This window comes from uncultured Thomasclavelia sp., assembly GCF_944324745.1.
Taxonomy (GTDB): domain Bacteria; phylum Bacillota_I; class Bacilli_A; order Erysipelotrichales; family Coprobacillaceae; genus Thomasclavelia.
In genome coordinates, this window is the sequence record NZ_CALUXO010000037.1 from 23,561 (window position 1) to 48,453 (window position 24,893).

General features: G+C 32.2%; 29 protein-coding genes and 1 other annotated feature. Of the genes, 1 reads left to right on the forward strand and 28 read right to left on the reverse strand.

The features are described 5' to 3' along the window. Nucleotides 1–63: 63 nt before the first annotated feature. Together Q0K54_RS03940 and Q0K54_RS03945 are read right to left on the reverse strand one after the other, a co-directional pair. On the reverse strand, nucleotides 64–1,719 hold the full coding sequence (locus tag Q0K54_RS03940; protein WP_294578557.1) for a DAK2 domain-containing protein: 1,656 nt from the start codon (nucleotides 1,717–1,719) through the stop codon (nucleotides 64–66). A 12-nt stretch (nucleotides 1,720–1,731) separates the two neighbouring features. Then, the gene (locus tag Q0K54_RS03945; RefSeq protein ID WP_294578558.1) at nucleotides 1,732–2,088 is read right to left on the reverse strand and encodes an Asp23/Gls24 family envelope stress response protein; all 357 of its coding nucleotides are present in this window, start codon (nucleotides 2,086–2,088) and stop codon (nucleotides 1,732–1,734) included. 260 nt (nucleotides 2,089–2,348) lie between these two features. Between Q0K54_RS03945 and rpmB the strand changes: the two genes are divergently transcribed. Further along, a complete protein-coding gene (gene rpmB / locus Q0K54_RS03950; protein ID WP_294578559.1) occupies nucleotides 2,349–2,534 on the forward strand; it encodes a 50S ribosomal protein L28 in 186 nt (61 codons plus the stop codon). Nucleotides 2,535–2,660: 126 nt separating this feature from the next. Here rpmB and dnaJ read toward each other — a convergent pair whose 3' ends face one another. The 26 genes from dnaJ to Q0K54_RS04080 all read right to left on the reverse strand — a co-directional run. Then, on the reverse strand, nucleotides 2,661–3,788 hold the full coding sequence (gene dnaJ, locus Q0K54_RS03955; RefSeq protein ID WP_294578560.1) for a molecular chaperone DnaJ: 1,128 nt from the start codon (nucleotides 3,786–3,788) through the stop codon (nucleotides 2,661–2,663). Nucleotides 3,789–3,843: 55 nt separating this feature from the next. After that, entirely contained in the window at nucleotides 3,844–5,658 is a 1,815-nt protein-coding gene (dnaK, locus tag Q0K54_RS03960; protein ID WP_294578561.1) for a molecular chaperone DnaK, read from the reverse strand. A gap of 20 nt (nucleotides 5,659–5,678) precedes the next feature. After that, on the reverse strand, nucleotides 5,679–6,254 hold the full coding sequence (grpE, locus tag Q0K54_RS03965) for a nucleotide exchange factor GrpE (protein WP_294578562.1): 576 nt from the start codon (nucleotides 6,252–6,254) through the stop codon (nucleotides 5,679–5,681). A gap of 11 nt (nucleotides 6,255–6,265) precedes the next feature. Continuing rightward, on the reverse strand, nucleotides 6,266–7,318 hold the full coding sequence (hrcA, locus tag Q0K54_RS03970; RefSeq protein WP_294578563.1) for a heat-inducible transcriptional repressor HrcA: 1,053 nt from the start codon (nucleotides 7,316–7,318) through the stop codon (nucleotides 6,266–6,268). A gap of 163 nt (nucleotides 7,319–7,481) precedes the next feature. Further along, nucleotides 7,482–8,576 (reverse strand): radical SAM family heme chaperone HemW, encoded by a 1,095-nt coding sequence (hemW, locus tag Q0K54_RS03975; protein WP_294578564.1) that lies wholly within the window; start codon nucleotides 8,574–8,576, stop codon nucleotides 7,482–7,484. After that, nucleotides 8,566–9,780: an L-serine ammonia-lyase, iron-sulfur-dependent, subunit alpha gene (locus Q0K54_RS03980; RefSeq protein ID WP_294578565.1), complete on the reverse strand. Its 1,215-nt coding sequence runs from the start codon at nucleotides 9,778–9,780 to the stop codon at nucleotides 8,566–8,568. Before Q0K54_RS03980 ends, hemW begins: the two co-directional genes overlap by 11 nt. A gap of 8 nt (nucleotides 9,781–9,788) precedes the next feature. Next, on the reverse strand, nucleotides 9,789–10,742 hold the full coding sequence (gene holA, locus Q0K54_RS03985; RefSeq protein WP_294578566.1) for a DNA polymerase III subunit delta: 954 nt from the start codon (nucleotides 10,740–10,742) through the stop codon (nucleotides 9,789–9,791). Between the two features lie 164 nt (nucleotides 10,743–10,906). Continuing rightward, nucleotides 10,907–12,901, reverse strand: coding sequence for a DNA internalization-related competence protein ComEC/Rec2 (locus tag Q0K54_RS03990; RefSeq protein ID WP_294578567.1), 1,995 nt, complete (start codon nucleotides 12,899–12,901; stop codon nucleotides 10,907–10,909). Further along, nucleotides 12,892–13,353, reverse strand: coding sequence for a helix-hairpin-helix domain-containing protein (locus Q0K54_RS03995; protein WP_294578568.1), 462 nt, complete (start codon nucleotides 13,351–13,353; stop codon nucleotides 12,892–12,894). The genes Q0K54_RS03990 and Q0K54_RS03995 overlap by 10 nt, the downstream gene beginning before the upstream one ends. 36 nt (nucleotides 13,354–13,389) lie before the next feature. Continuing rightward, the gene (ruvB, locus tag Q0K54_RS04000) at nucleotides 13,390–14,391 is read right to left on the reverse strand and encodes a Holliday junction branch migration DNA helicase RuvB (RefSeq protein WP_294578569.1); all 1,002 of its coding nucleotides are present in this window, start codon (nucleotides 14,389–14,391) and stop codon (nucleotides 13,390–13,392) included. Between the two features lie 11 nt (nucleotides 14,392–14,402). Next, entirely contained in the window at nucleotides 14,403–14,966 is a 564-nt protein-coding gene (ruvA, locus tag Q0K54_RS04005; RefSeq protein ID WP_294578570.1) for a Holliday junction branch migration protein RuvA, read from the reverse strand. Nucleotides 14,967–15,096: 130 nt separating this feature from the next. Further along, nucleotides 15,097–16,377, reverse strand: coding sequence for a GTPase ObgE (gene obgE, locus Q0K54_RS04010; protein WP_294578571.1), 1,281 nt, complete (start codon nucleotides 16,375–16,377; stop codon nucleotides 15,097–15,099). Between the two features lie 80 nt (nucleotides 16,378–16,457). Beyond that, nucleotides 16,458–16,739 (reverse strand): 50S ribosomal protein L27, encoded by a 282-nt coding sequence (rpmA, locus tag Q0K54_RS04015; RefSeq protein ID WP_308698939.1) that lies wholly within the window; start codon nucleotides 16,737–16,739, stop codon nucleotides 16,458–16,460. Between the two features lie 6 nt (nucleotides 16,740–16,745). Then, nucleotides 16,746–17,069 (reverse strand): ribosomal-processing cysteine protease Prp, encoded by a 324-nt coding sequence (locus Q0K54_RS04020; RefSeq protein WP_294578573.1) that lies wholly within the window; start codon nucleotides 17,067–17,069, stop codon nucleotides 16,746–16,748. After that, on the reverse strand, nucleotides 17,069–17,377 hold the full coding sequence (rplU, locus tag Q0K54_RS04025) for a 50S ribosomal protein L21 (protein ID WP_294578574.1): 309 nt from the start codon (nucleotides 17,375–17,377) through the stop codon (nucleotides 17,069–17,071). The genes Q0K54_RS04020 and rplU overlap by 1 nt, the downstream gene beginning before the upstream one ends. Before the next feature lie 21 nt (nucleotides 17,378–17,398). Beyond that, nucleotides 17,399–17,467, reverse strand: a sequence feature (ribosomal protein L21 leader region). Between the two features lie 40 nt (nucleotides 17,468–17,507). Further along, a complete protein-coding gene (locus Q0K54_RS04030; protein ID WP_294578575.1) occupies nucleotides 17,508–18,251 on the reverse strand; it encodes a stage IV sporulation protein in 744 nt (247 codons plus the stop codon). After that, a complete protein-coding gene (locus tag Q0K54_RS04035) occupies nucleotides 18,226–18,801 on the reverse strand; it encodes a M23 family metallopeptidase (protein WP_294578576.1) in 576 nt (191 codons plus the stop codon). The genes Q0K54_RS04030 and Q0K54_RS04035 overlap by 26 nt, the downstream gene beginning before the upstream one ends. Before the next feature lie 48 nt (nucleotides 18,802–18,849). After that, complete coding sequence (minD, locus tag Q0K54_RS04040) at nucleotides 18,850–19,629, reverse strand: septum site-determining protein MinD (RefSeq protein WP_294578577.1); 780 nt, start codon at nucleotides 19,627–19,629, stop codon at nucleotides 18,850–18,852. Next, the gene (locus Q0K54_RS04045) at nucleotides 19,622–20,197 is read right to left on the reverse strand and encodes a septum site-determining protein MinC (RefSeq protein WP_294578578.1); all 576 of its coding nucleotides are present in this window, start codon (nucleotides 20,195–20,197) and stop codon (nucleotides 19,622–19,624) included. Before Q0K54_RS04045 ends, minD begins: the two co-directional genes overlap by 8 nt. Continuing rightward, a complete protein-coding gene (locus tag Q0K54_RS04050) occupies nucleotides 20,172–20,705 on the reverse strand; it encodes a rod shape-determining protein MreD (protein ID WP_294578579.1) in 534 nt (177 codons plus the stop codon). The genes Q0K54_RS04045 and Q0K54_RS04050 overlap by 26 nt, the downstream gene beginning before the upstream one ends. Next, the gene (gene mreC / locus Q0K54_RS04055) at nucleotides 20,698–21,543 is read right to left on the reverse strand and encodes a rod shape-determining protein MreC (RefSeq protein ID WP_294578580.1); all 846 of its coding nucleotides are present in this window, start codon (nucleotides 21,541–21,543) and stop codon (nucleotides 20,698–20,700) included. The genes Q0K54_RS04050 and mreC overlap by 8 nt, the downstream gene beginning before the upstream one ends. A 57-nt stretch (nucleotides 21,544–21,600) precedes the next feature. After that, a complete protein-coding gene (gene radC / locus Q0K54_RS04060) occupies nucleotides 21,601–22,278 on the reverse strand; it encodes a DNA repair protein RadC (protein ID WP_294578581.1) in 678 nt (225 codons plus the stop codon). Continuing rightward, nucleotides 22,268–22,657, reverse strand: coding sequence for an SPOR domain-containing protein (locus tag Q0K54_RS04065; protein WP_294578582.1), 390 nt, complete (start codon nucleotides 22,655–22,657; stop codon nucleotides 22,268–22,270). The genes radC and Q0K54_RS04065 overlap by 11 nt, the downstream gene beginning before the upstream one ends. A gap of 59 nt (nucleotides 22,658–22,716) precedes the next feature. Then, the gene (locus Q0K54_RS04070) at nucleotides 22,717–22,854 is read right to left on the reverse strand and encodes a hypothetical protein (protein WP_294578583.1); all 138 of its coding nucleotides are present in this window, start codon (nucleotides 22,852–22,854) and stop codon (nucleotides 22,717–22,719) included. Between the two features lies 1 nt (nucleotide 22,855). Then, a complete protein-coding gene (locus tag Q0K54_RS04075) occupies nucleotides 22,856–23,014 on the reverse strand; it encodes a hypothetical protein (RefSeq protein WP_294578584.1) in 159 nt (52 codons plus the stop codon). A gap of 148 nt (nucleotides 23,015–23,162) precedes the next feature. Then, nucleotides 23,163–24,893 (reverse strand): valine--tRNA ligase (locus tag Q0K54_RS04080; protein WP_294578585.1); only part of this gene is annotated, 1,731 nt, incomplete at its 5' end.

A 24,893-nucleotide genomic window follows, 5' to 3' on the forward strand; every position in this document is an offset into this window, starting at 1 on the left:
AAACGAAAAATTTGATTATCTATAAAAAACGCTGATTATATCAGCGTTTTTTGAGGTTTTTATTTATTCGACACCAACAATAAATGAATAAACCGGTTGTTGTCCATTAATAACTTCTAACTCAATATCATAGTTATCTTCAACATAACTTTCTACTTCTTCTACGTCACCATCGTTAACATCCTCACCACAGATTAATGTAATGATTTCAGAATCATTATCAATGATATTTTTGAAAACAGCTTCTAAAGCTTTTAATTTATCATCTTTGCAGGCAACAATATTTTTTTCTACTAATGCCATATAATCATTAGCTTTAATTTCGATTCCATCAACAGATGTATCTTTAATCGCATAAGTAACTTGTCCTGTTTTAACATTTTCTGCTGCATCAGTCATATCAGCAATATTATCATCTAATGGTGCATCAGGATTATACATAATGCATGCTGATAAACCTTGTGGAATGGTTTTAGTCGGGATAACAATAACATTAATTTCCCCTTCTAAAATTGTTGCTGTTTGTTGAGCTGTCATAACAATATTAGAATTATTTGGTAAAATAATAACATTTTTAGCATTTACGCGTTTAACTGCCTGTACCATATCTTCAGCTGATGGATTCATTGTTTGGCCACCATTTACCACGTAATCACAATGCAACTCTAAAAATGCATTTTTCAATCCTTCTCCAGCGCACACTGAAATAACTGCAGTTTCTTTAGCCGGTGCTTTTTCTTTTTCTTTATTATCGTCGACTCCAACAATAGATTGTCTTGCTTGAAGAGCATCATTTTGTTCTTGCATATTTTCGATTTTGATTTTTACAAATTCACCAAATCTTTGAGCAATATTTAAAGCATTACCTGGTTTTAATGTATGTACATGGACTTTTACTATGTCTTCATCTTGTACAACAACAATACTATTTCCTGGTAAGCGTTCTAATTCTTTTTTTAGTTGATCTTCTTTAAATTTGTTAATTAAAGATGGTTCTAGACGGATAATAAATTCTGTACAATATCCATAACCTTCTTCGCCACTTTCGACACTGGCAACAGCATTCATAGCATTATCAGCAGATTTGATTTCAACATAATCAACTCTTTCTCCAGCTAATGCTGCCATAAATCCGGTAAAGACTAGTAATAACCCAGCACCACCACTATCAACTACACCAACTTCTTTTAACACCGGTAATAATTCTGGAGTACGATCAAGTGATAATTGCGCTTCTTTAACAAAATATGAAAAGAAATCTTCAATTTCCATATCTGGCTTTACATATTTAGCAGCTGCTTCACTAGCTTCACGAATTACTGTTAAAATTGTTCCTTCAACTGGTTTCATAACTGCTTTATAAGCAACTTTTGCTCCACTTTGTAAGGCTTCAGACCATAACATTGCATCAGCATCTTCATGACCTTGAAGTGTCATAGAAACACCTCTAAAAATTTGTGATAAAATTACCCCCGAATTACCACGGGCACCCATCAATAATCCTTTAGATAATTTTTTAGAAATATCACCAATATTATTAGAATCAAAATTATCGACTTCTTTAGCACCAGCTGAAAAAGTCAACGACATATTTGTTCCCGTATCACCATCAGGTACTGGAAAAACATTTAATGCGTCAATTTCTGGATAATTATTGTGTAAGGTATTTGCACCACATAACACCATCTCTTTAAATAATTCACCTGTAACTATTTTCATTTTCTATCTCCTCTACTCTACTCCACGAATCCCTTGAACATAGACATTAACTGCTTCTACATTCACATCTAAAGTAGACTCAACTACATATTTTACCTTTTTTTGTACTTCGTGCAATACCTCAGTCATTTTGATTCCATAACCTAATAAAACATAAAGATCTAAAATTAGGCCACTTTCGCCATCACGAGCAACTATTCCTTTGGAATAATTTTCCTTTCTCAATAGGTCATAATAGCCATCTTTTAATCTTTTTTGACTAGCCATGCCAACTACTCCATAACATTCAATTGCAGCGCCACCAGCAATAGTTGCGACAACATCTAATGAAATGTTGACAGTGCCCATATTATTATTCTTTTCGATCATTTATCTATATGCCTCCTTATGTTCAATAAACAATACTATCTTAAGTAATTATATCTTAAATCACTACTCTTGACAATTATTAGGGCTAGAAATTATTCTATCAAACATTCAATTTTTTGCAAGTTTTATTTTATTTCTATAAAAACACTATTTTTTTCTAATAAAAATTAATTTTTTAAAAAAAGTGATTGCTTTTTATTTATAAAAATGCTATTATATCCAAGTACGTAAAACACTACAAAGAGTAAGGAGGAGAACCCATGTCAAGAAAATGTCAAATCAGTGGTAAAGGACCTATGTCTGGAAATACACGTTCTCATGCTTTAAATGCCAGCAGAAGAAAATGGAATGTAAATTTACAAAAAGCCACTATTTTAGTTAATGGTAAACCTACAAAAGTAAGAATTTCTGCTAGAGAATTAAGAACTTTAAGAAAATCAGCTTAATAATATTAATAGTACAGATAATGTACTATTTTTATTTTACCCGAAAACTGTCAAATATATTACTATATTATTATTTCAATCATAAAAAGGGCTGTAACTCCATTATAAGTTACAGCCATAATTTTTCTATTTTTTAAATTGACGTTTAAACGCATCAAATATCGATTCTTTTTTCTTCGACAATTTAGAAAGTTTTTGATATAATTCCTTTTCTTCTGAAGATAATTTTGTTGGTATCTTGACTTCAACTCGCACCATTTCATCACCATAATTACTGCTATGAAGATCTTTGACACCTTTTCCTTTAAGTCTTAAAATAGTTCCAGATTGTGTTCCAGCCGGAATTTTAACAGTAACATCACCTTGAACAGTTGGAACATCAACTTCACATCCTAAAGTCGCATCAACATTAGAAACTGGTACCGTAATATGAATATTACGTCCATCTCGTTTAAAGTGTGGATGTGATCCAACATGAATTTCGACAAATAAATCACCATTAGGACCACCATTGACACCACGACCACCTTTTCCAGCTACTCGTAACTGTTGATTAGAATTAATACCAGCTGGGATATCTAATTGAACTGTAACAGTTTTATTTTCATAACCACGTCCATGACAATGTGGACATTTTTCTTTAATTACCTTTCCTGTACCATTACAATCAGGACAAGTAGTTTCAGTTACAAAAGTACCAAATGGAGATCTTTGTTGCTGTTGTACAGTTCCTCGTCCACCACAACGTGAACATGTTTGAACATCATTAGGAGATTTAGCACCAGTACCATTACAATGATTACATTGAGCATCATAAGTAACTTTGATATCTTTTTTTACTCCCTTAACAGCTTCCATAAAATCAATATTTAAACGCATTAAGTGGTCTTCACCACGACGTGGTCCATTGTTTCGAGAACGAGAACGCGTTCCACCACCAAAGAATGAACCAAAAATATCACCTAAATCAACATCGTCAAATCCAAAGCCACCAAATCCGCCACCGGCACCACCATTTCCAGCACCTTGTTCAAAAGCAGCATGACCAAAACGGTCGTAAGTTGCCTTTTTATTAGGATCAGATAAAACTTCATATGCTTCCTGGACCTCTTTAAACTTTTCCTCAGCACCAGGTTCTTTATTGACATCGGGATGATATTGTTTTGCTTTTTTACGATAAGCACGTTTGATCTCATCGGCTGAAGCCTGTCGATTAATACCTAAGACTTCATAATAATCTCTTTTTTCCGCCATATATTCACCCTCTTTATACTAGTTAAAACCAAGGCGGCTAGGCCTTGGCTTTAAATTAATTCTTTTCTTCGAAATCTGCATCAACAACATTGTCATCTTGGTTTGTACTAGATGTATTATCAGTACTTGCACCAGCATTATTTTGTTGTTGATAAGCGTATGAAGCCATTTGCTGTGCCATTTGTTCAAGTTCAGACATTTTAGCTTCTAATGTAGCGATATCATTATTGTCTAATGCAGTCTTTAACTCATCTCTTAATTTTTGAGCTGATTCTTTTTGAGTTGCATCAATCTTATCACCTTGTTCAGCTAAGGCTTTATCGATTTCATTGATCATTTGTTCAGCTTTATTTTTAGTTTCAATTTCTTTACGTTTCTTTTCGTCTTCAGCTTTGTTAGCTTCAGCTTCTTTGACCATACGATCAATTTCTTCATCACTTAAACCGCTAGAGTTTTGGATAACAATTGATTGTTCTTTTTGAGTTTTTAAATCTTTAGCTTTAACATTTACGATACCGTTAACGTCAATGCTGAAAGTAACTTCAATTTGTGGTACCCCACGTGGTGCTGGTTCGATACCATCCAATTTGAATAAACCTAATTGTTTATTATCACGAGCCATAGATCTTTCACCTTGTAATACGTTGATATCTACAGCTGGTTGGTTATCAGCAGCAGTTGAGAAAATTTGTGATTTAGTTGTTGGGATAGTAGTATTTCTTTCGATTAATACTGTCATAACACCACCCATAGTTTCGATACCTAATGATAATGGAGTAACGTCTAATAATAATACATCTTTAACATCACCAGCAATAACACCACCTTGGATAGCAGCACCCATAGATACTACTTCATCTGGATTTACTGATTTATTTGGTTCTTTTCCAAGTAATCTCTTAACTGATTCTTGAACAGCAGGGATACGTGTAGAACCACCTACTAATAATACTTGATGGATTTCAGTTGGTTGCATACCAGCATCAGATAATGCTTGACGAACTGGTCCTTCAGTTTTTTCTACTAAGTCACGAGTTAATTCATCAAATTTAGCTCTTGTTAATGTTAATTCCAAATGTAATGGTCCATTTGCACCAGCTGAGATAAATGGTAATGAAATTTGTGTTTGCATAGTTCCTGATAAGTCTTTTTTAGCTTTTTCAGCAGCTTCTTTAATTCTTTGCATTGCCATTTTATCAGTTGATAAATCAATTCCTTGATCTTTCTTAAATTCAGCAACAACCCAATCCATGATTTTTTGGTCAAAGTCGTCACCACCTAAGTGGTTATTACCAGCAGTAGCTAATACTTCAAAAGTACCATCAGCTAAATCTAGGATAGATACGTCGAAAGTACCACCACCTAAGTCATATACTAATACTTTTTGTTCTTTATCTAATTTATCTAGACCAAATGCTAAAGCTGCAGCAGTTGGTTCGTTGATAATACGTTCAACTTCCAATCCAGCAATTTTACCAGCATCTTTTGTTGCTTGACGTTGTGCATCATTGAAATATGCAGGAACAGTAATAACTGCTTTAGTAACTGTTTCACCTAAATAAGCTTCAGCAGTTGCTTTTAAGTTTTGTAAAATCATAGCTGAAATTTCTTGTGGTGTATAATCTTTTCCATTTACATGAACTTTATAGTTTGTACCCATATGTCTTTTAATTGACATTACTGTATCTGGATTAGTAACTGCTTGACGTTTTGCAGCTTCACCAACGATAATTTCACCATTTTTGAAAGATACAACTGATGGAGTTGTACGATTTCCTTCAGGATTAGCAATAACTTTTGCTTCCCCATTTTCCATAACACTTACACATGAATTTGTAGTACCTAAGTCAATACCAATAATCTTACTCATAATAACATTCCTCCTATTAATTACTCACTTACTTTAACTAAAGATGCACGAATAACGCGATCTTTTAACATATAGCCTTTTTGTAATTCTTCAACCACCATATTTGGCTTGAAGTTTTCATCTTTGACTGTCATTACAGCCTGATGGTAGTTTGGATCAAATTCTTTTCCTTCAGCTTCAATAACGGTTACGCCTTGAGCTTTTAAAACATCCATCAATTGAGTATAAATCATTTCATAACCTTTTAAGAAATTTTTAACTTCATCACTTGGATTATTAATAGCCAGCGATCTTTCGAAGTTATCAACAATTGGTAACAATTGTTCAATAAATGATTGCATCATAAATTTCATCGCATTTTGATGTTCATTTTGTAATCTCTTTTTAAGGTTTTCCATATCAGCAAATACTTTATAATAATCAGTTTTCCAAGTATTTACTTCTTCCATTAAATCATTGATCTGTTTTTCTACAGATTCTTCATCTTTATTTGCTTCACCAGCTTCTTCAACTACTTCTTCAGTAGTTTCTTTATCTGTTTGTTCAACTTTTTCTTCAGTAGATTCATCTACAACATTCTTTTCTTTATCAGCCATTACATTCACCTCTATTCATCTTTCGAATCATCATCTGTCTCATCAAATTCCTCAAAGAAAGCTTCTTCAATATTCTTTGAGATATACTCTACTAAGGAAACTACTTTATCATAAGGCATTCTAGTAGGCCCGATTACTGAAATAGATCCCTTGGTTCTTTCTCCGGTTTTAAATGAAGCAGAAATTACCGAAACGTCTTCAATTTCATTTATTGGTGAATCAGAACCAATTCTTACAGTTACGCCTTCATCATCAGACATTGGCTGTAAGAAATCCCATACTTTAGAGTTTTCAAATGCACTAACGATTCTTCGTAATTTATTTACATCGTTATACTCAGGTTGATATAACATATTCTCTTTTCCTGAAAAATAGATATTGCTCGAAGCAAATCGAACAAACGCTTCAAGAAAAGCATTAAATAACTCTTCGTGTTCTTTGACTTTAACAGCTAACACCGGTTTAACATCTCGTTCTAATCGAAATGCTACCTGATCGATCGGTGTGCCAATTAGTAGATCATTCATAACACCAACACAATCGATTATATCTTGCATCTTATGTTCCTGATTAATATCGAACACCTTATTTTCAACATGTCCATGATTAGTAATAATAATCGCAGTAACTCGATTATCACTAAGTGGGACCACACTGATTTGCTGCAAGGTATCAGCACTGGAATCCGGGCCTAAAACAACAGTAGTCAAATGCGTCAATTCACTTAGCATCTCACAACTATCTTGAATAATTTGATTCAAGCTACGATGCCGATCACTAAAAATTGTTGCTACCTGATTTTTTACTCCTTCATCCAAATCATGTTTAGCTATATTATCTACATAAAATCGATATCCTTCAATTGAAGGAATTCTTCCTGAAGATGTATGTGTCTTTTCAATATATCCATAATCTTCAAGATTACTCATCTCGTTTCGAATGGTTGCACTTGAATATGGCAATTGGTATTTTTTCATCAATGCCTTTGAGCCAACTGGCTCAGCCGTTTCAATAAACTCATCGACGATACATTTAAATATTAATAATTGCCTTGCTGTAAGCATTAGTTTCACCACCCTTAGCACTCATCTTTCCTTTGTGCTAAATACATTATACATCTTTTTTTAGCACTGTCAACACCTTTGTGCTAAATTTTCAAAAAACAATAAAATATCTTATCTATCTCAGCAAAACAACCTTCATACTGTGATAAATAAGATACTCCATCTATGATAAAAAATCAATTAATATTTCATTTAATAAATACAATGACTCCTTACTACACCTCAAATAATGATCATCAATAATTAACGTCTTTAAAGACAAATGCTTTTTTAATGCTTCCTTAAAAACCTCAAATACACTTAGATGATATCTGTGATAAAAATCATCAATATCTAACCCGCGTACTAAACGTAGTGACATCATCAAATGATTAAACATAACATCCTCTTTAGTATTAATAATTTTACTAATAGTATCATCACCATGTAAATATGCGGTTAAATTTCGATTGTGTTCATATAAGCAATCATCAATCTTGCCACTGGCGCCAATTCCAATTCCATAATAATTATCATATTTCCAATAAGCCAGATTATGCTTTGATTCATAACCTTTTTTGGCGTAATTACTTATTTCATATTTTTCAAAACCAGCTTGAGCTAATTTATGATCGATCAGCTGATTGATCTGCATTTCATGATCTTCATCTAAAATATGATAATTTTGATTTTTTAAGACCGTATGATCTTCTAAAATCAATGCATAATAAGAAATATGTTGAATATCTAAATTAACAGCGATATTTAAATCATTTGCAACATCATGCAATTTTTGATTTGGTAAACCATACATTAAATCAATCGAAATATTATTAATTTGATAGTTATGTGCCAAGTCAATTAAATCAAAAACTTGTTGACTATGATGATGGCGGTTGATTTGCTTTAAAATTTCATCATTAAACGATTCTACTCCAATGCTTAAGCGATTAATGCCACCCTTTTTTAAAATTGCCAGCTTATCAGCATTCATACTTTCAGGATTAACTTCAATGCATACTTCCTGATCTTCATTTACATAAGGAGCAATCATATCCATTAAAAACTGCAATTGCTGCAAAGTTAAAGCACTAGGAGTACCACCACCGATATAAATAGTTTTTAAAGGATGGGTAATTTTTAGTGATTCTAATTCCTGCTTTAGAACCGTCAGATATTTATCAGCCAATTGTTCTTGATAAAATACTTTACAAAAATCACAATAAGCACAAATATCTTGGCAAAATGGAATATGTATATATAAGGAACTAGTCTTCATCATCAAAACCAAATTCTTTGGCCAAACCACCTAAAGAAGTTTCTTTATAAGCACTATTTAAATCTTTACCGGTTTGTTTCATCACGCGAACAACAGCATCAAAAGAAACCTTATTTTTTCTTAAATAACCTAGCTGTTTAGCATACATTGCCGCATCCATCGCTCTTAAAGCCCCAAAACCATTACGTTCAATACAAGGAATTTGAACATAGCCACCAATTGGGTCACAAGTAAGACCTAAATTATGCTCTAATCCCATTTCACCAGCATATTGAATTAAACTATTATTTAATTCCAAGATCCAGCCATAAGCCGCTGCAGCCATAGCACAGGCACTACCGATTTCAGCCTGACAACCACCATCAGCTCCTGATATTGTTGCATTAGTTTTAATCACATTTCCAAAAATTCCTGCGACTGCCAAAGCTTTAATTATTTCTTTTTTTGGTAAACCTAATTGCTTATAACAATAATATAATACCGCTGGTAAGACTCCACTAGCTCCACATGTTGGGGCCGTAACAATTTGATGACCACAAGCATTTTCTTCACTGACGGCATAAGCATAGCTGCTAACCAGCAAACGGTCTCGCTGACCGGAATGACGAGTATTAATTGCCTGTTGATACATCGATTTGGCAACTCTAGTTAATTTTAAGCGGCCGGGAATAATTCCGGTAGTTGAAAGACCAGCTTCAACACAGTCAAACATTGCATCTAAAACAGTAAATAAATAAGCCTTAAAATCTTCATCTTCAAAAGTAAGAGCATAATGATATAAATTGATTCCTTTTTCATCACAATAATCCAATACTTCATTTAAAGTATTATGCGGATATACTTGCTTTGGCGATTCAATCTTAGCATCATCGTACATTAAAGCACCACCACCAATTGAGTAAACAGTAATTCGATCAATTTCCTGATTATCTTGATAAACAATAAATAACATCCCGTTTGGGTGCTTTGGCAATGCTTCGCTGACAAAATGAATTTTAACTTTATCTTCTTTCAGCGTTTGTTCAATAATATAATCTGTTAAATGGCCTTTTCCCGTCAAAGCTAATGACCCATATAAATATACCTCATAATGGGTTGCCTGAGGGTAGGTTTCTTTTATTTTTAATGCGGCGCGTTGTGGCCCCATCGTATGCGATGATGAAGGACCAACACCAATTTTATATAACTCACGTAATGATTCCATATTCTCTCCTATATTCTAATTAAAAATAATTCTAATCCAACTTTTTTATCCAGTTTTCCACTTTTTATTTTAACATCTAATTTAGATAATTGATCAATTGATTGAATCAGTTCATCTAATTGAAAGTTTTTTCCTTCTTGACGAACATATTTTAACCGATATGGATTAACCCCCAAAATTTTTCCAATTTCCTGATCAGTATATCCTTTTCGATCAAGCAACTTTACCTGATAGTGTAAGCGCATCTGATTGGCAATCGAAACAATCAGCTTAATAGGTTCTTCATTTAATATCATTAAATCATGATAAATACTAAAGATCTTTTGCCGATTCTTAGACAAAATAGCATTTGTCAAATCAAAAATATTTTCATCTAAAGGCTTATTGACCAATTTATCAACTACCTGATAAGTAATATGTTTACTATACAAACAAAGCTTTTCTACTTCATTAGCTACTCGCTCTAAACTTTCATCACAACGACTTAATAATAGTTCAAGAGCATCATCATCGATCACTGCTTCTCTTCTTTTAACTGCTTTACGAGTACTGTCTGATAAGCGATAGTGATTAACTTTATCATATTTAAAAACTTCAGCCTGTTGCAATAATTGTTTAACAATTTTTTTACGTTTATCGAAATCATCTCCATGATAATAAATGACAAAAACAGTTTCTTGACACTCATCCAAACATTTTTGAAAATATTTTAACTGTTCAGCATCTTTCTTAACCTTTTTTGTCGTTAAAAAAACAGGATTTTTCAAAATAACCATTTTATTATCAGTAAAAAATGGAGGTGTAATCAAATCTTCATAAACATCCTGCATTAAATCCTCATCACCACGAAAAATCGATAAATTCATATTTTCGTCACTGCAATGATATTGTTGTTTCAATGCGGTCAATTTTTGTTCAATCAAAAACCGTTCTTGTCCATAAATTAATATAATCACATACATCCCTCCAACACTCAAATTATAGCTTAAATCACTATCAATGTCATGAAAAATATCTCTTTTATCATTATTTATTAGGATAATAAATAATCTATTTTTATTATTTACCTTTAATTATTTTCTATAACAAAAAAAGCTAGAACCCATTCATCAGGATTCTAGCTATATTAATCAAAAATATAATTATTTTTTCTATAATAAACAATTTTAACCATACCACTTTGATCAGTGCGATAAGTCTTAATGCCATAATCATCCAATCTTTCAATCACCTCACTGCTAGGGTGTCCATAAAAATTATTTTTACCACAGCTAATCAAAGCAATTTTGGGATCAATTGCCATTAAAAAAGCCGCACTGGTCGCACTTTGACTTCCATGATGTGATACTTTTAAAACATCAACCTTTAAATCCGGATATTTTTCAATCAGTTCTAATTCAACCGCAGTTGAAATATCACCAGTAAATAAATACTTTAACCCATTAATTTCAGCTAATAAGACTAATGAATTATCATTACTATCTTCACTGTTGGAAGTTTCCAACATTTTAATTATTACATCGCCAATTACAATTTCAGATTGATATTCGGTGATGGTCTGTTTGATCTTGATTTGATTTTTAAGAGAATCATAGGCTCCACTATGATCAAAATCATCATGTGATAAAAAAACATAATCCAGCTGATAAATACCGATTGAATGTAAATATGGCACTAGAGTAACTGATGCCAAATCACTATTTTTTAAACCACCAGTATCAATTAAAATATTACCACGATTAAAGGGTTGCTGAATTAAAAAACTATCGCCCTGACCAACATCAATCATCACTACCTGACCGTAAATTTGATAATATGGCTTAAAATATAACATTATCATCAAACTAACTAACAATAACACTTCATGGTGGATTCGCTGTTTGACATTTATTTTAATTAACATTTTAAAATATATAAAATAAAAAGCCAGCAGAAAAAATAATGGTGGCTTTAAAAAATTAAGATAAATTGAAAAGTCGTGACTAAAGGTAATAATATTGTGCAATCCCTGGATAACCAGGGCAGTTACTGGTTTAAAAAAGGAACCAAATAATGTATATAACCATAATAATTGATATAAGATAGTTACTAAAGGATTTAAAATTATCCCTAAAAATAAAGATAATAAATTAATTCGATATTGAATATTAATAATGATTGGTAAACTACCTAAATAAATTAAGCCATTTAAATACTTGTGAGAGTTGATTAAGATAATTAAAAAATATAAAAAATAAGAAAAAATAAATGATAAGCTATAAATCACATAGGGGTTTAAGCCCACCATCAATATCGTCACAATACTCAAGCTATCTAAACGATTTATATACTTTCCAAACAACAGGTTTAAAACCATCACCAGATACGCCCGAACAAAAGAAACATTAAAAGGAATAATATAAACATAAATACCAATGATCACCAAACATACATACTCTAATATTTTATCAGGAAACATAAACGATAACGGTGTCTTGATTATTTTTTTCAACATATGAATATGCAACCCTGATAAAGCAAATAAATGAACAACCGACAATTCAGTTAATTGCTGATAGTATTCATTGATTACCTGATCTTTGATGCCAACAATAAACATCGATGCATAACTAGAAACTAAATCATCATTATCAAAACGACTTATTAATTTATTAACTAAAGTATCATGCTTTTTACTAGCGATAATATTGGTTAAACTGGCATTGTTGGTAATACCTTGGCTATATAAATAGTTACGATAATTAAAGCCATTATCATTAGTAGCTTCGTTAATATCAAAATACTCAACCCCAATCTCTAGTTCATCACCAATTTTAAAACCAGTAAATTCGCCATAAACTTTAACTTTAGTTGTTGCAGTTTTTAAAACAATGTTATTATCATCTTGATTGACTATCTTCCCTTTCAATATTGAATCATCAACTGGGCTAGGATATCGTAATAATAAAACAAAAATTAGCGTAAAAACAATGATGGCAAATAATGTCATTAAATTTAAACGATAAATAATAAATAAACTGTATATAACTAGTAATATTATAAAAATGGGATGAACCAAAATAATAACTACTGCCAATAAACAATATATGGCATAATAAATTAAATGATATTTTACAAACATAATAATTCCCGAATTCTTAAATAGGTTTTTTCACCGATTCCAGAGACATTTTTAATATCTTCTATCGTTTTAAATGGGGTTTGATTACGATAATCGATGATCTTTTGAGCAGTTTGAGGGCCGATGCCTTTAATAGTCATCAATTCTTCGATTGAAGCATGATTTAATGAAATTAAATTTTGGTTATTTTCCGGTATATAAAAAACACTCTGGCTTTCTAAGACCGTTGTATCATCAAAGCCATAAGTGTTTTCAATTGCCAGCTGGTAAAATACATCTCCAATCGTTGGGATTTGTTCAAAAATTAAAGTTTCATTATATTTACCTTCAACAATGATTTTGATTTCCGGTTCTTTTTCGATTTTGACAACCTCAGTATCTGGCAAAACTAATGAATAGAAAGTAGAAATAATTAAGATGATCATTAAACCGATCACTTCATGTTTTTTCATCATATCACCTGCTTATAAATCAAAAAAAGACTGTTGTTAAAACAGTCGATCTTGATGGGGAACATTTAAATGCCGATAGGCCGCTTCAGTAGCAATTCTGCCTCTTGGTGTTCGTTTTATTAAACCAATTTGTAATAAATATGGTTCATAGACATCTTCTAATGTCTGTGGTTCTTCACCAATTGATGCCGCCAAAGATTCTAAACCAACCGGTCCCCCTTGAAAACGTTGAATAATCCCTAAAAGATATTTATGGTCAACTTCATCTAACCCTAAAGTATCTACTTTCAAACGATCCAAGGCTTCAATCGTTCTTTCTTTGGTAATGACATCTTCACCATTGAATTGAGCAAAATCACGAACCCTTCGAAATAATCGGTTCGCAATACGTGGAGTTCCACGAGAACGCATTGCTAACGCCGCTTTAGCATCATCATCCATTGGCATTTGATAAATACGGCTAGTTCGATCAATGATAGTCTTCAATTCTTCTTCATTATAATATTCCAATTTAGAAATAATACCAAAACGATCCCGCAGTGGGGCTGATAGATCACCTGCTCGGGTAGTCGCTCCAACTAAAGTAAATGGTGGTAAGTCAATTCTAACTGATCTAGTAGAAGCGTCTTTACCAATTACAACATCAACACAAAAATCTTCCATTGCTGGATATAGGATTTCTTCAACCACTTTATTTAATCGATGGATCTCATCGATAAATAGAACATCTCCAGGATCCAAAGCTGTTAAAATAGCTACTAAATCACCAGTTTTTTCAATACTAGGTCCAGTTGTGATCTTAATATGTTTTTCCATTTCATTGGCAATGATCATTGACATCGTTGTTTTTCCTAGACCTGGTGGTCCATAAAGCAAAACATGATCTAACGATTCATTTCGCAATTTTGCGGCCCCAACAAATACTTTAAGATTTTCTTTTAAATCATTTTGGCCCACATATTCATCAAATGAAGTTGGACGTAAACTGCTTTCTTCTTTATCTTCAATATTAGCATCCAATATTTCATTTCGAGACATCCTGATCCTCCTTACTTAACTAATAAACTCAAGGCTTTTTTTACATAGCCATTAATATCTAATTTTTCATTCCTGATGCGTTTTAATACACGATCAACTTCGCTTTTACGATATCCTAAAGCTAATAAAACTTCCAGCGCTTCTTCTAAATCATCATTAGCAACCAATGATTCCATTGGACGATTTTTAAATTTACCTTGTAAATCTAAAATAATCTGACCGGCTGCTTTTGGTCCAATTCCAGGAATTTTCTTTAGATATGAAACGTTTCCAGTTTCGATTGCATCGATGATACTATTAACATCACCGGTAGCTAAAATTCCAATTGCTGTTTTACATCCGATTCCTTTAACTAAAATCAATTTTAAAAACATTTCTTTTTCATCATCAGTTTTAAAACCATATAATACTATTCCATCTTCACGAACATGCTGATAAATAAAAACTTTAATCGTCTCATTTTTTGAAAACTCATATGGATTACTGACATATACCAAATAACCGATCCCTTGGTTGTCAATTACAATATGATCAGCATTGATAGCCACTATTTCACCAACAATATAGCTGTACATTTTTCGACCCCTTTACATTTATTATTATACTATATATCTAATAACTTTTTGTCTCAAATTTGTATCAAATTGACTCCTATCAATTATAGCATTAACACTATAAAAAAGCCAACTAGAAATATCTAGCTGACTATTCATAATATTCAAATTCAAAATCACCTATTGTGACATTATCGCCATCTTTAGCTCCAGCTTGTCTTAAAGCTTCATCAATACCCATATTACGCATCTTGATTAATAATCGTTTCAATGAATCATCGCTAACTAGTGAAGTCATGGCTACTAAACGTTCAATCTTTTTACCAGTAATTGACCAGTTACCATTACCTAAATTATGTAATTCAAATGGTTTTTCTTCTTCTTGCATTGTATAGACAACTGTATTTTCTTCGTTTTCTTCTAACGTAAAGACAGGAGCTTTTTCCAATGCATCAGCCACAGCATATAAAACCTGATCGACACCATCATGGATAATTGCACTAATTGGATAAACTTTAACATCATCACCAACTTTTTCTTTAAAGCGAGCTAAGTTTTCTTCAGCACCTTCTTCATCCATTTTATTAGCTACTACAATTTGGGGACGCTCTAACAGACGATATTGATATTCACCTAATTCTTTATTAATCGTAACATAATCTTCATAAGGATCACGGCCATCGACAGCTCCCATATCAACAATATGGACAATAACGCGACAACGCTCAATATGACGTAAAAACTGATGTCCTAACCCTTTTCCTTGAGCAGCGCCAGCAATCAATCCTGGTAAATCAGCCATAACAAAACTACGACCATCTTTTACTTGAACCACTCCTAGATTAGGAACAATTGTTGTAAAATGATAATCAGCAATTTCAGGTTTTGCTCTAGTTACTACTGATAGTAATGTTGATTTTCCAACTGATGGAAAACCGACCAATCCTACATCTGCCAATAATTTCAATTCACAAATCAAATCGAATTTTTCGCCAGGTTCCCCACGTTCACAAATTTGGGGCGCTGGATTTCTAGAAGTTGCAAAACGGGCATTTCCACGACCACCACGTCCTCCTTTGGCAATCACTACTTTTTGTTTATCTTCCGTCAAATCAGCCATAATTTGACCGGTTTGTTCATTAATAATAACGGTTCCCACTGGCACTTTAATAATCGTATCCATCGCATCTTTACCATGCATTTTTTTAGGCATTCCATTTTGACCAGAAGGCGCCTTATATAAACGGTTATATTTTAAATCTAGTAAAGTTGAAAGTGAAGTAGTTGCTAAAAAGATGATGCTGCCACCTTTTCCACCATCACCGCCAGCCGGTCCCCCTTTAGGAACGTGAGCCTCACGACGGAAAGCAACAGTTCCATCGCCACCTTTTCCAGCTTCAACTCTAATTTTTGCTTTATCTATAAATTGCATTCAGCCACCTCTTTTCTATCTTATTATGACACCAAAAAATTATTATTTATACAATAAAAAATCCCTTTTCAGGGATTTAACTATGCAGCAGGATATACAGAAACTTTTTTACGATCGCGTCCTAGTCTTTCGAATCTTACAACTCCATCAACTATTGCGAATAAAGTGTCGTCGCCACCTTTTTTAACGTTAGTACCAGGATGAATCTTAGTTCCTCTTTGACGATAAATAATTGATCCAGCTGAGCAAAATTGCCCGTCAGATAATTTAGCTCCTAATCTTTTAGATTTAGAATCACGACCGTTTTTAGTTGACCCTACCCCTTTTTTAGAAGCGAATAATTGTAAATCTAATTTGAACATCATTTTTTACACCTCCACAATCGATATTTTTATATACTGTCCGTAGCTGGCAACCATTGTTTTTAAAATTACTACAAGTGTCTCTAGTACCACTTGGCAATCATGATCATATTGCTTAACTACGATATTGACATATCCATTATCCATTTCCAATGTACCTAGCTGACGTTTTAAAAAACCCATTTCTGCAAGCATATTTAAGATGCCAACAGCACTCGCTGATACACCAGCACATACTAAATCGTGACCATATTCACCACTTTCAGCATGTCCACTTATTTTTAAAGCGATTAGATAATCTTGATTTTGTTTAATTTCTACTTTAATCATTAACCGTTAATAGCATTAATAACTAATTTTGTATAAGGTTGTCTATGCCCTTGTTTTTTGTGATAATGTTTTTTAGGTTTGTATTTATAAACGATAACTTTCTTTTCTTTACCTTGTTTTTCTACAGTTGCTTCAACTGTTGCACCTTCAAGATAAGGAGCTCCTAATTTAATAGAACCATCACCGATAGCTAAAACCTTATCAAAAACATATTTTTCTCCAGCTTCAACATCTAATTTTTCAACAAAAATAGTGTCTCCAGCTTCTACTTTTAATTGTTTTCCACCTGTTTCAATAATTGCGTACATCTTCGCACCTCCTATAATTTTAATTATTCTAAGACTCGCCAACCGAGGCAGCAAAGCTTTAATACCTCTTATGCGCGGTTGTAGCTAGAGGTCTACAACAAGTGAATTATATAATTTATACTCAGTTAAGTCAACTATTTTTTAGATTTTTTATTAACTGTTTTAAAACATGAATTTCACTATCAGAATGACCATCGATAATATAATAATTAATATATGGTCGATAAAAACGATAATCATAATTGATCTTTGGTCGTTGATAAGGATTTTTGATCATCCGTTGTAAATACAAGCGAATGATTTGATATCTAAATTCCTTGATATAAGTATAATTAATATAAATCAAATAACCAGCAACTAACCAATAACCTAAACCATGATAATTTATTATTAAGATTGCCAGTGTCAGAATTGATAACTTAATTTGAATTCTAATAGCACGATAGTAATCTATATACAATGATAACACTAATAAAAACAGTTTAGAACCATCTAATGGATAGATCGGTAATAAATTAAACGCTAAGATCAATTGATTAACTTGTAATACATATTCTTGATACCAGACAAATTTAAAAATTATGAAAATAAAAAAATGCGTCACTAAACCACCTAGAAGCATGATCATTTCTTCAACAATATGATGCAGTCCATAATCTTCTAGACTTAAAAAAGCACCAAAGGGAAAAACAGTTACTTTATCAATTTCAAAATGATATTTTTTAGCAAAATAATAGTGACCATATTCATGAATACAGACAATTATTAAAGCAATCAAGTAATTAGATAAATTATCAGCTAAAAAAGCCATCAGTAAATAAAGCAAAGTAAAAGGATGGACATACCAGTCACCCCATCCTTTGATACTCTTCATAACTGATCTCCTGACCCAAATATTCAAACTGTAATTTTAACTGTTGCTGATAAGTACCTAAAATCGTTCCCTGCTCCACTTGATCATATAAAGTCACCGTTAAATTTTCAATATTATCATAAGTAATCGCCACTTCATCGTCACCTAATATAATAATATAGCTACTATTTTCCTGATTACTGCCAGTTTCAATTACACGACCATTTGTTATAGCGATAACCTCATTACTATCATTTTTATAATAATCACCAGAAATTGACTGATAAACTACTTCATTAGAAACATTAATTTGTTTATCAGGTAAAAAAGAAAATAATGAATCCGTAATCCAAGTGGTAATCGCCTGATAATTAGCATCATTTAAGATCATCTCTTTAATTTTACTATCAGGATTTAACTTAACATAAGACATAGATACTAGTGTCACGACAATAACTACCATAAATTTGACCATAAAATTATAAAATCGTTTAAAATTGGCATCATTTAACGGACGATGACTACCACGCCTTTTTTCAATTCGTTTGCGCACTTCGTCTAAATCATTCATTCCATCACCTAGTAAATTATATGAAACAAAAATAATTAAATTCATTATTTATGAATAAAAAAACCGACGAATAAGACTCTTCTTTTTATATTTAGCATAAGGCACCTGTTGCCCTAACAGCCGTTTTGAAATATTAGTAAAACAATTATGTAACAGATGCTGATTATTTAAAAAGATGGGAACCCCACGATTATTAGCTTCAATCATATCATGGCTTTCATAGACGATCCCTAATAATGGTAATGATAGTATCTCTTTGGCATCATCAATCGTCAAAGAACGGGCATTTTCAATATCATCTAAATTGACTTTATTAACGATCATATTGATGGTATTAATCCCTTTTTTCATCAATAAGCCAACGACACGATCAGCATCACGCAGCGAAGAAACATCTAAATTAACAACGATGATTGCTTCATTAGCCAACGAAGCTGAGTATTCAAATCCCTTTTCCACTCCAGCGGGACTATCAACAATAATAAAATCAAATTCATTTTTTAACCGTTCAATCAAAGCATTCATAATCTCAGTATCTAAATCCTCAAACGATAATGATTTACAAGACGGTAAGAGACTAAGTCCTACGATTCGTTTATCCTTAACAAGAACTTGCTCAATCGTACATCTACCTTCTACAACATCATTTAAATCATAAACGACCCGATTTTCTAATCCCATCATAACATCTAAATTCTTTAAACCAAAATCACCATCAATCAAACATACTTTAAATTTACTAAAGGCTAGGGCACTGGCTAAATTAACACTAATGCTGCTTTTACCAACACCACCTTTACCCGAAGTCACCACAATCACTCTAGACATATATCATATCCCCCTTATCTAAGAATATCTGACTATCCTTATAATAAAGCATCGTCAGTTCATAACTTGTATAATTATGTCGGGAAACTCCATTAATTCTTATATGGGCGTTTTTAAAACATTGACCACTAACTCTAGCATTAGCACTTAATCCTTCAATAAATCCACTTACTCGACCTAAAACATATAACTTTCCAACAAAACGAACAATAGCTCCGGGATTGATCTGTCCAATTATCAAGGTATCCTGATCTAATTCTAGGACTTCTCCAGCATGAACTGTTTGATTAATGACTTTGATTTTATTTTTCTTTTCTTTTTTTTCTAATTTAACTCCTGCAAATAATAATACTTGTTTTTCAAACAGTAAATCTAATAACTCTATCAATTGATCAGCTGATAAAATTCGACTTTGAAAATCAAAAAAAGCCTTAGGATAATAACCGTCGCTTTTTAACAACGGGGATTCCAAAAGGCTTTTAAATTCTTGCAATAAACTATTAAATTCCTGACTATCATCAAAAACAAAAACTAAATGATTATTAACTCCTTTTACTTTGATATGCATTGACTTTACCCTCGAATCCTAATTTCTTATGGATAAAATAAACAGGCGCAATCAACAATAAATTTACTCCAATTGTCGGTAGTAATCGATTAGTGATAAAGGTAATCACTGATAGATGCGTCACATTAGATATCCACATCAACCAGTATATCACTACTTCCTGGACGATTATTGTCACAATTACCGCAATAAACATTTCTAATAAAGTATAAGCCGCTAATTTAGTATATTTTTTCCCAAAAAAAGCATAGGAACAATAAAGTAAAACATAAATCAATAAACTATTGGCATAAACAACGGCATAATATAATCCAGTAACAGTTGCAAATATGTAACGATGCTCATCTGAAATCGTATTGTTTAACAGCGTAAACATCATTAACCCAATACAAGGAATAATAGTAATCCCTAACTTATCAAAATTATAGGGTAAATAATAGCTAATAACACTATCAATGACAAAACTGACAGCCATAACTAAATAATAACGATATAACTGCTTATTCATTACTATCGCTCCTAAAAACTACGGCAACATAAGATAAATCATTAAAATCTGCTGCTGGGGTTACTTGTACCGTCGTAGAATTTCCATCATCAGAAACACTAGAACCAGAAACAGTTCCGATATAAATTCCTTTAGGGGCCTTACCTCCTAAACCAGAAGTTATAACCTGAGCATTTTCTTCAAATTTGTCGACATCACTAAATAAAGTAACATTAAAACATTCATTTTCAATATCATACCCAGTCAATAATCCATAGACATTTTCTTCACCATTCATGATTTGAATTGGTAAGGATGAACTAGGGTTTTCAGCAGTTAATAGCTGTACTCTAGCTGTAACTTCAGTTGTCGAAATAACTTTTCCAATCATTCCTTTGGAAGAAATAACGACCATGTCAGCTTCAACATCGGCCATACTTCCTAAATCAATCGTAATTTCATTATTCCAGTCATTACTTTCACGAATAATAGATGTAGTCTTTATATTGTATTCAGTTGGTAAATGATCTATTTCCAACATTTGTTTCAATTCTTCAATCTCATTAGATAAAACATTAGTGTTAACTTCAACACTGGCATAAGCTGATAATCTAGCTTTTAAAATCTTATTTTCCTCATAGACATCTTTTAAATCATTGTATTCATTAAATAAATCAGAAACAAATTCAATTGGCTTTTTAATTACATAATACTCAACAGCAGCAATTGAATCGCTGATCATTCTTTCAAAAGCTCCCTGCGATCTAGAAATAACTAACGAAATAGTTGAAAAGACTATAATCGTTACAGTTATTATAAAAATAATTCTTTTATTTTTTTGTTTTTTTCGATTATTCAAATTACCACCTCACGTTTATATCATTATAAGGCATTAATATAAAATAATCAATTAACTTTAAACCTCAAAAACTCGATTTGACGCAAAGCTATAAAATTTATTCCGTCCAATGATCAAATGATCAACTACTTCTATCTCAAGTTTTTTTGCTATATGATAAATTTGCTCAGTTACTTCAATATCTTCTATTGATGGTTTAGGATTCCCTGAAGGATGATTATGAATGACCATAATGCGACTGCAGCCACAAATCAAAGCCTCTTTAAACAACTCCCGAGCGCTAATTATAGAAATATTATTACTGCCAATAAACACGACCTTTTCTCTAACTACCTCCAAATTAGAATTTAAACATAATACTAGTACTTTCTCCTGTTGTTCAAACATCAATTGATTTTTAACTAGTTCATAGCCATCTTTGGGTTCTTTAATAACAGCCAATGTTTCCGGTTGTTTCTTTAAACGCTTGGTCAGTTCAACGATTGCCAAAACCTCAATTGCCTTTGCCTGCTTAATTCCTTTAATACTCGTTAACATCTGGTAAGTTATATTTTTTAAATAACTGAACCCACCGATTTCATTTATGACTCGCTGTGATAATTCTATAACCGACTCTTGTTTACTTCCAGTACGTAAAACCAGCGCTAAAAGTTCAACATTAGTTAAACTTTCAACTCCAAAGCGAACAGCTTTTTCCCGGGGACGTTCTTCTAATGGATAACTGCTAAGTTTCACTTAATCTTGCAACCAATGCCTGATAGTCTTGCTGCTCTACTTTTTCTTTATATTCAGCTTCTAAACGTACTTGTTTGATCACACAGGTTATTCCATTATTGCTAATATCATTTCCCATATTTTTAGCCTCCTCTTCTGTTAAAAATATTCCTGTAATGACAATAAAATTATTATTTTGCTGATATTTATAATTAGCTTTTTGTAATTGGGTCAATTTGGCTACCATCTCATCAGCATTAGCTTCCTCTTCATAATTTCCCACTTGAACTATGTAGGCATTAAAATAACTGTTAAAAGTTGAAAAAAATTTCAAATAAACTCCCATAAAGCACATTGATAAAAACACTGCCAGCACGACAACAACTCGAATAATCTTCATCATCACCCCTCCAAGTAATTTATATGCTGACAGTTTTAAAATATGAATTCTGTTAAAAATTATCTCCTAGTTATAAAACGACTTCTCATTATCTTAAAAAATCCGGCACCAGCAGCAATAATTATCGAACTGATTACATAAACTAGTGAAGAACCGCCATTTATTTCTTGTTGAACTTGTTTACTTAATTCTTTCATCTTATCGCCATTCAATCGAAATGATTCTTGGAATCGAAATTCTTCCAGCACTAGATTTATACATCTTATAAACAGCTGTTCCAATAACCACAAAGAAAATAACCCCTGCTACGCTACCACCGGTAATATCCATTTGCATTGCCTGTTGTAATTCATTCATATTGTTTTCCTCCTGTAATTTATTTAAAGGTCACACCGTCACTAAACCTTCTACTATACATATACACCTCTAATAATCATTTTTCTTTAACAAAATAAAATTATTTATCAAAAAAACAGCAGCTATTTTCATAACTGCTGTAAAATAATTACATTTGTTCCAACTGTTTCTTTACTGCTTCATATTTAGAAGTATAGTCAGCTAATTTATTTCTTTCCAAATCAACTTTTTCTTTAGGCGCTTTAGAAACAAATTTTTCATTAGCTAACATTCCTTGACAACGTTTAATCTCACCTTCAAGTTTCTTTAACTGTTTCGTTAATTTTTCCTTTTCAGCATCTTTGTCAATATAATCACCTAATTCTACTAATAAAGAATTACCACCTTTAATTGTAATGTTGGCAACTTCGCCTTTAGCTTCAAGATTATATCCAGAACATTTAGCATTACATAATTTTTTAATATATGGTAAACATTGATCCATTAAGGCTTCTAATTTACTATCTTTAGCATCGATAATATAAGCTATTTCAATTTTGTTTTTAATATTATATTGAGTTCTAATTTCTCGAATACCTTTGATAATATCAATTAAATATCTAAACTGGTCATTAATTGTAGCATCACTAAATTGTTCATTAACTTGAGGCCAGGCAGCAATACAGATTGATTCTTCTAAATGAGGAATCGCCTGGAAAATTTCCTCAGTTACAAATGGCATAAATGGATGCAACATCTTAACGATAGCATTTAAAACATAAACCAAAGTATTTAAGCTGGCTTGTTTTTCAATTTCATTATCACTATTTAAATGTACTTTAGTTAATTCAATATACCACGAACAGAAATCATCCCAAATGAAGTTATATAATTCATTTCCAACGTTGACAAATTCAAATTTATCCATGTTAGTATCAACTTCTTTAATTACTTCATTCAAACGATTTAAAATCCATTTATCACAAAGATTTAAATGATCAAAAGTTAAATCTTCGTATTTCATTTGATCATCGATGTTCATCAAAACAAATCGCGCACTATTCCAGATTTTATTGATAAAATTCCATGCCGCATTTAGTTTTTCTGGGCTATAACGTAAATCCATTCCTGGAGCTGAATTAGTTGTTAAGAAAAATCTTAAAGTATCAGCACCATATTCATCAATAACATCCATTGGATCGACACCATTACCTAATGATTTAGACATCTTCCGTCCTTGTTCGTCTCTGATCAATCCATGAATCAATACATGTTCAAATGGTCTTTGATCAGTAAAATGTAATGATTGGAAAATCATTCGGCTTACCCAGAAGAAAATAATATCATAACCAGTTACTAAAGTATTAGTTGGGAAATAGCGTTTAAACAATTCACTGTCCGTATTTGGCCAACCCATAGTTGAAAATGGCCATAAAGCACTTGAAAACCAGGTATCTAAAACATCTTCATCTTGTGTCCAATTCTCAATATCTTCAGGTGCTGTTTTTCCAACATAAACTTCACCAGTTTCTTTATGATACCAGGCCGGTACTCGATGTCCCCACCATAACTGTCGAGAAATACACCAGTCTTCAACATTTTCCATCCATTGAGTAAATGTTTTTTCAAAACGTTCAGGAACGAATTTTACTTTTGAATCTTTTAATTGATTTTCTAAGGCTGCTTTAGCTAATGGCTTCATCTTAACAAACCATTGTTTAGATAAATATGGTTCAACAATCGCATTACTTCTTTCAGAATGTCCAACTTGATGCATATGTGTTTCAATATGATCAACTACTCCAGCTTTTTCAAAGTCTTCAACTAAGGCTTTACGACATTCGAAGCGATCCATACCTTGATATTTATGAGCTAGTTCATTCATTGTACCATCATCATT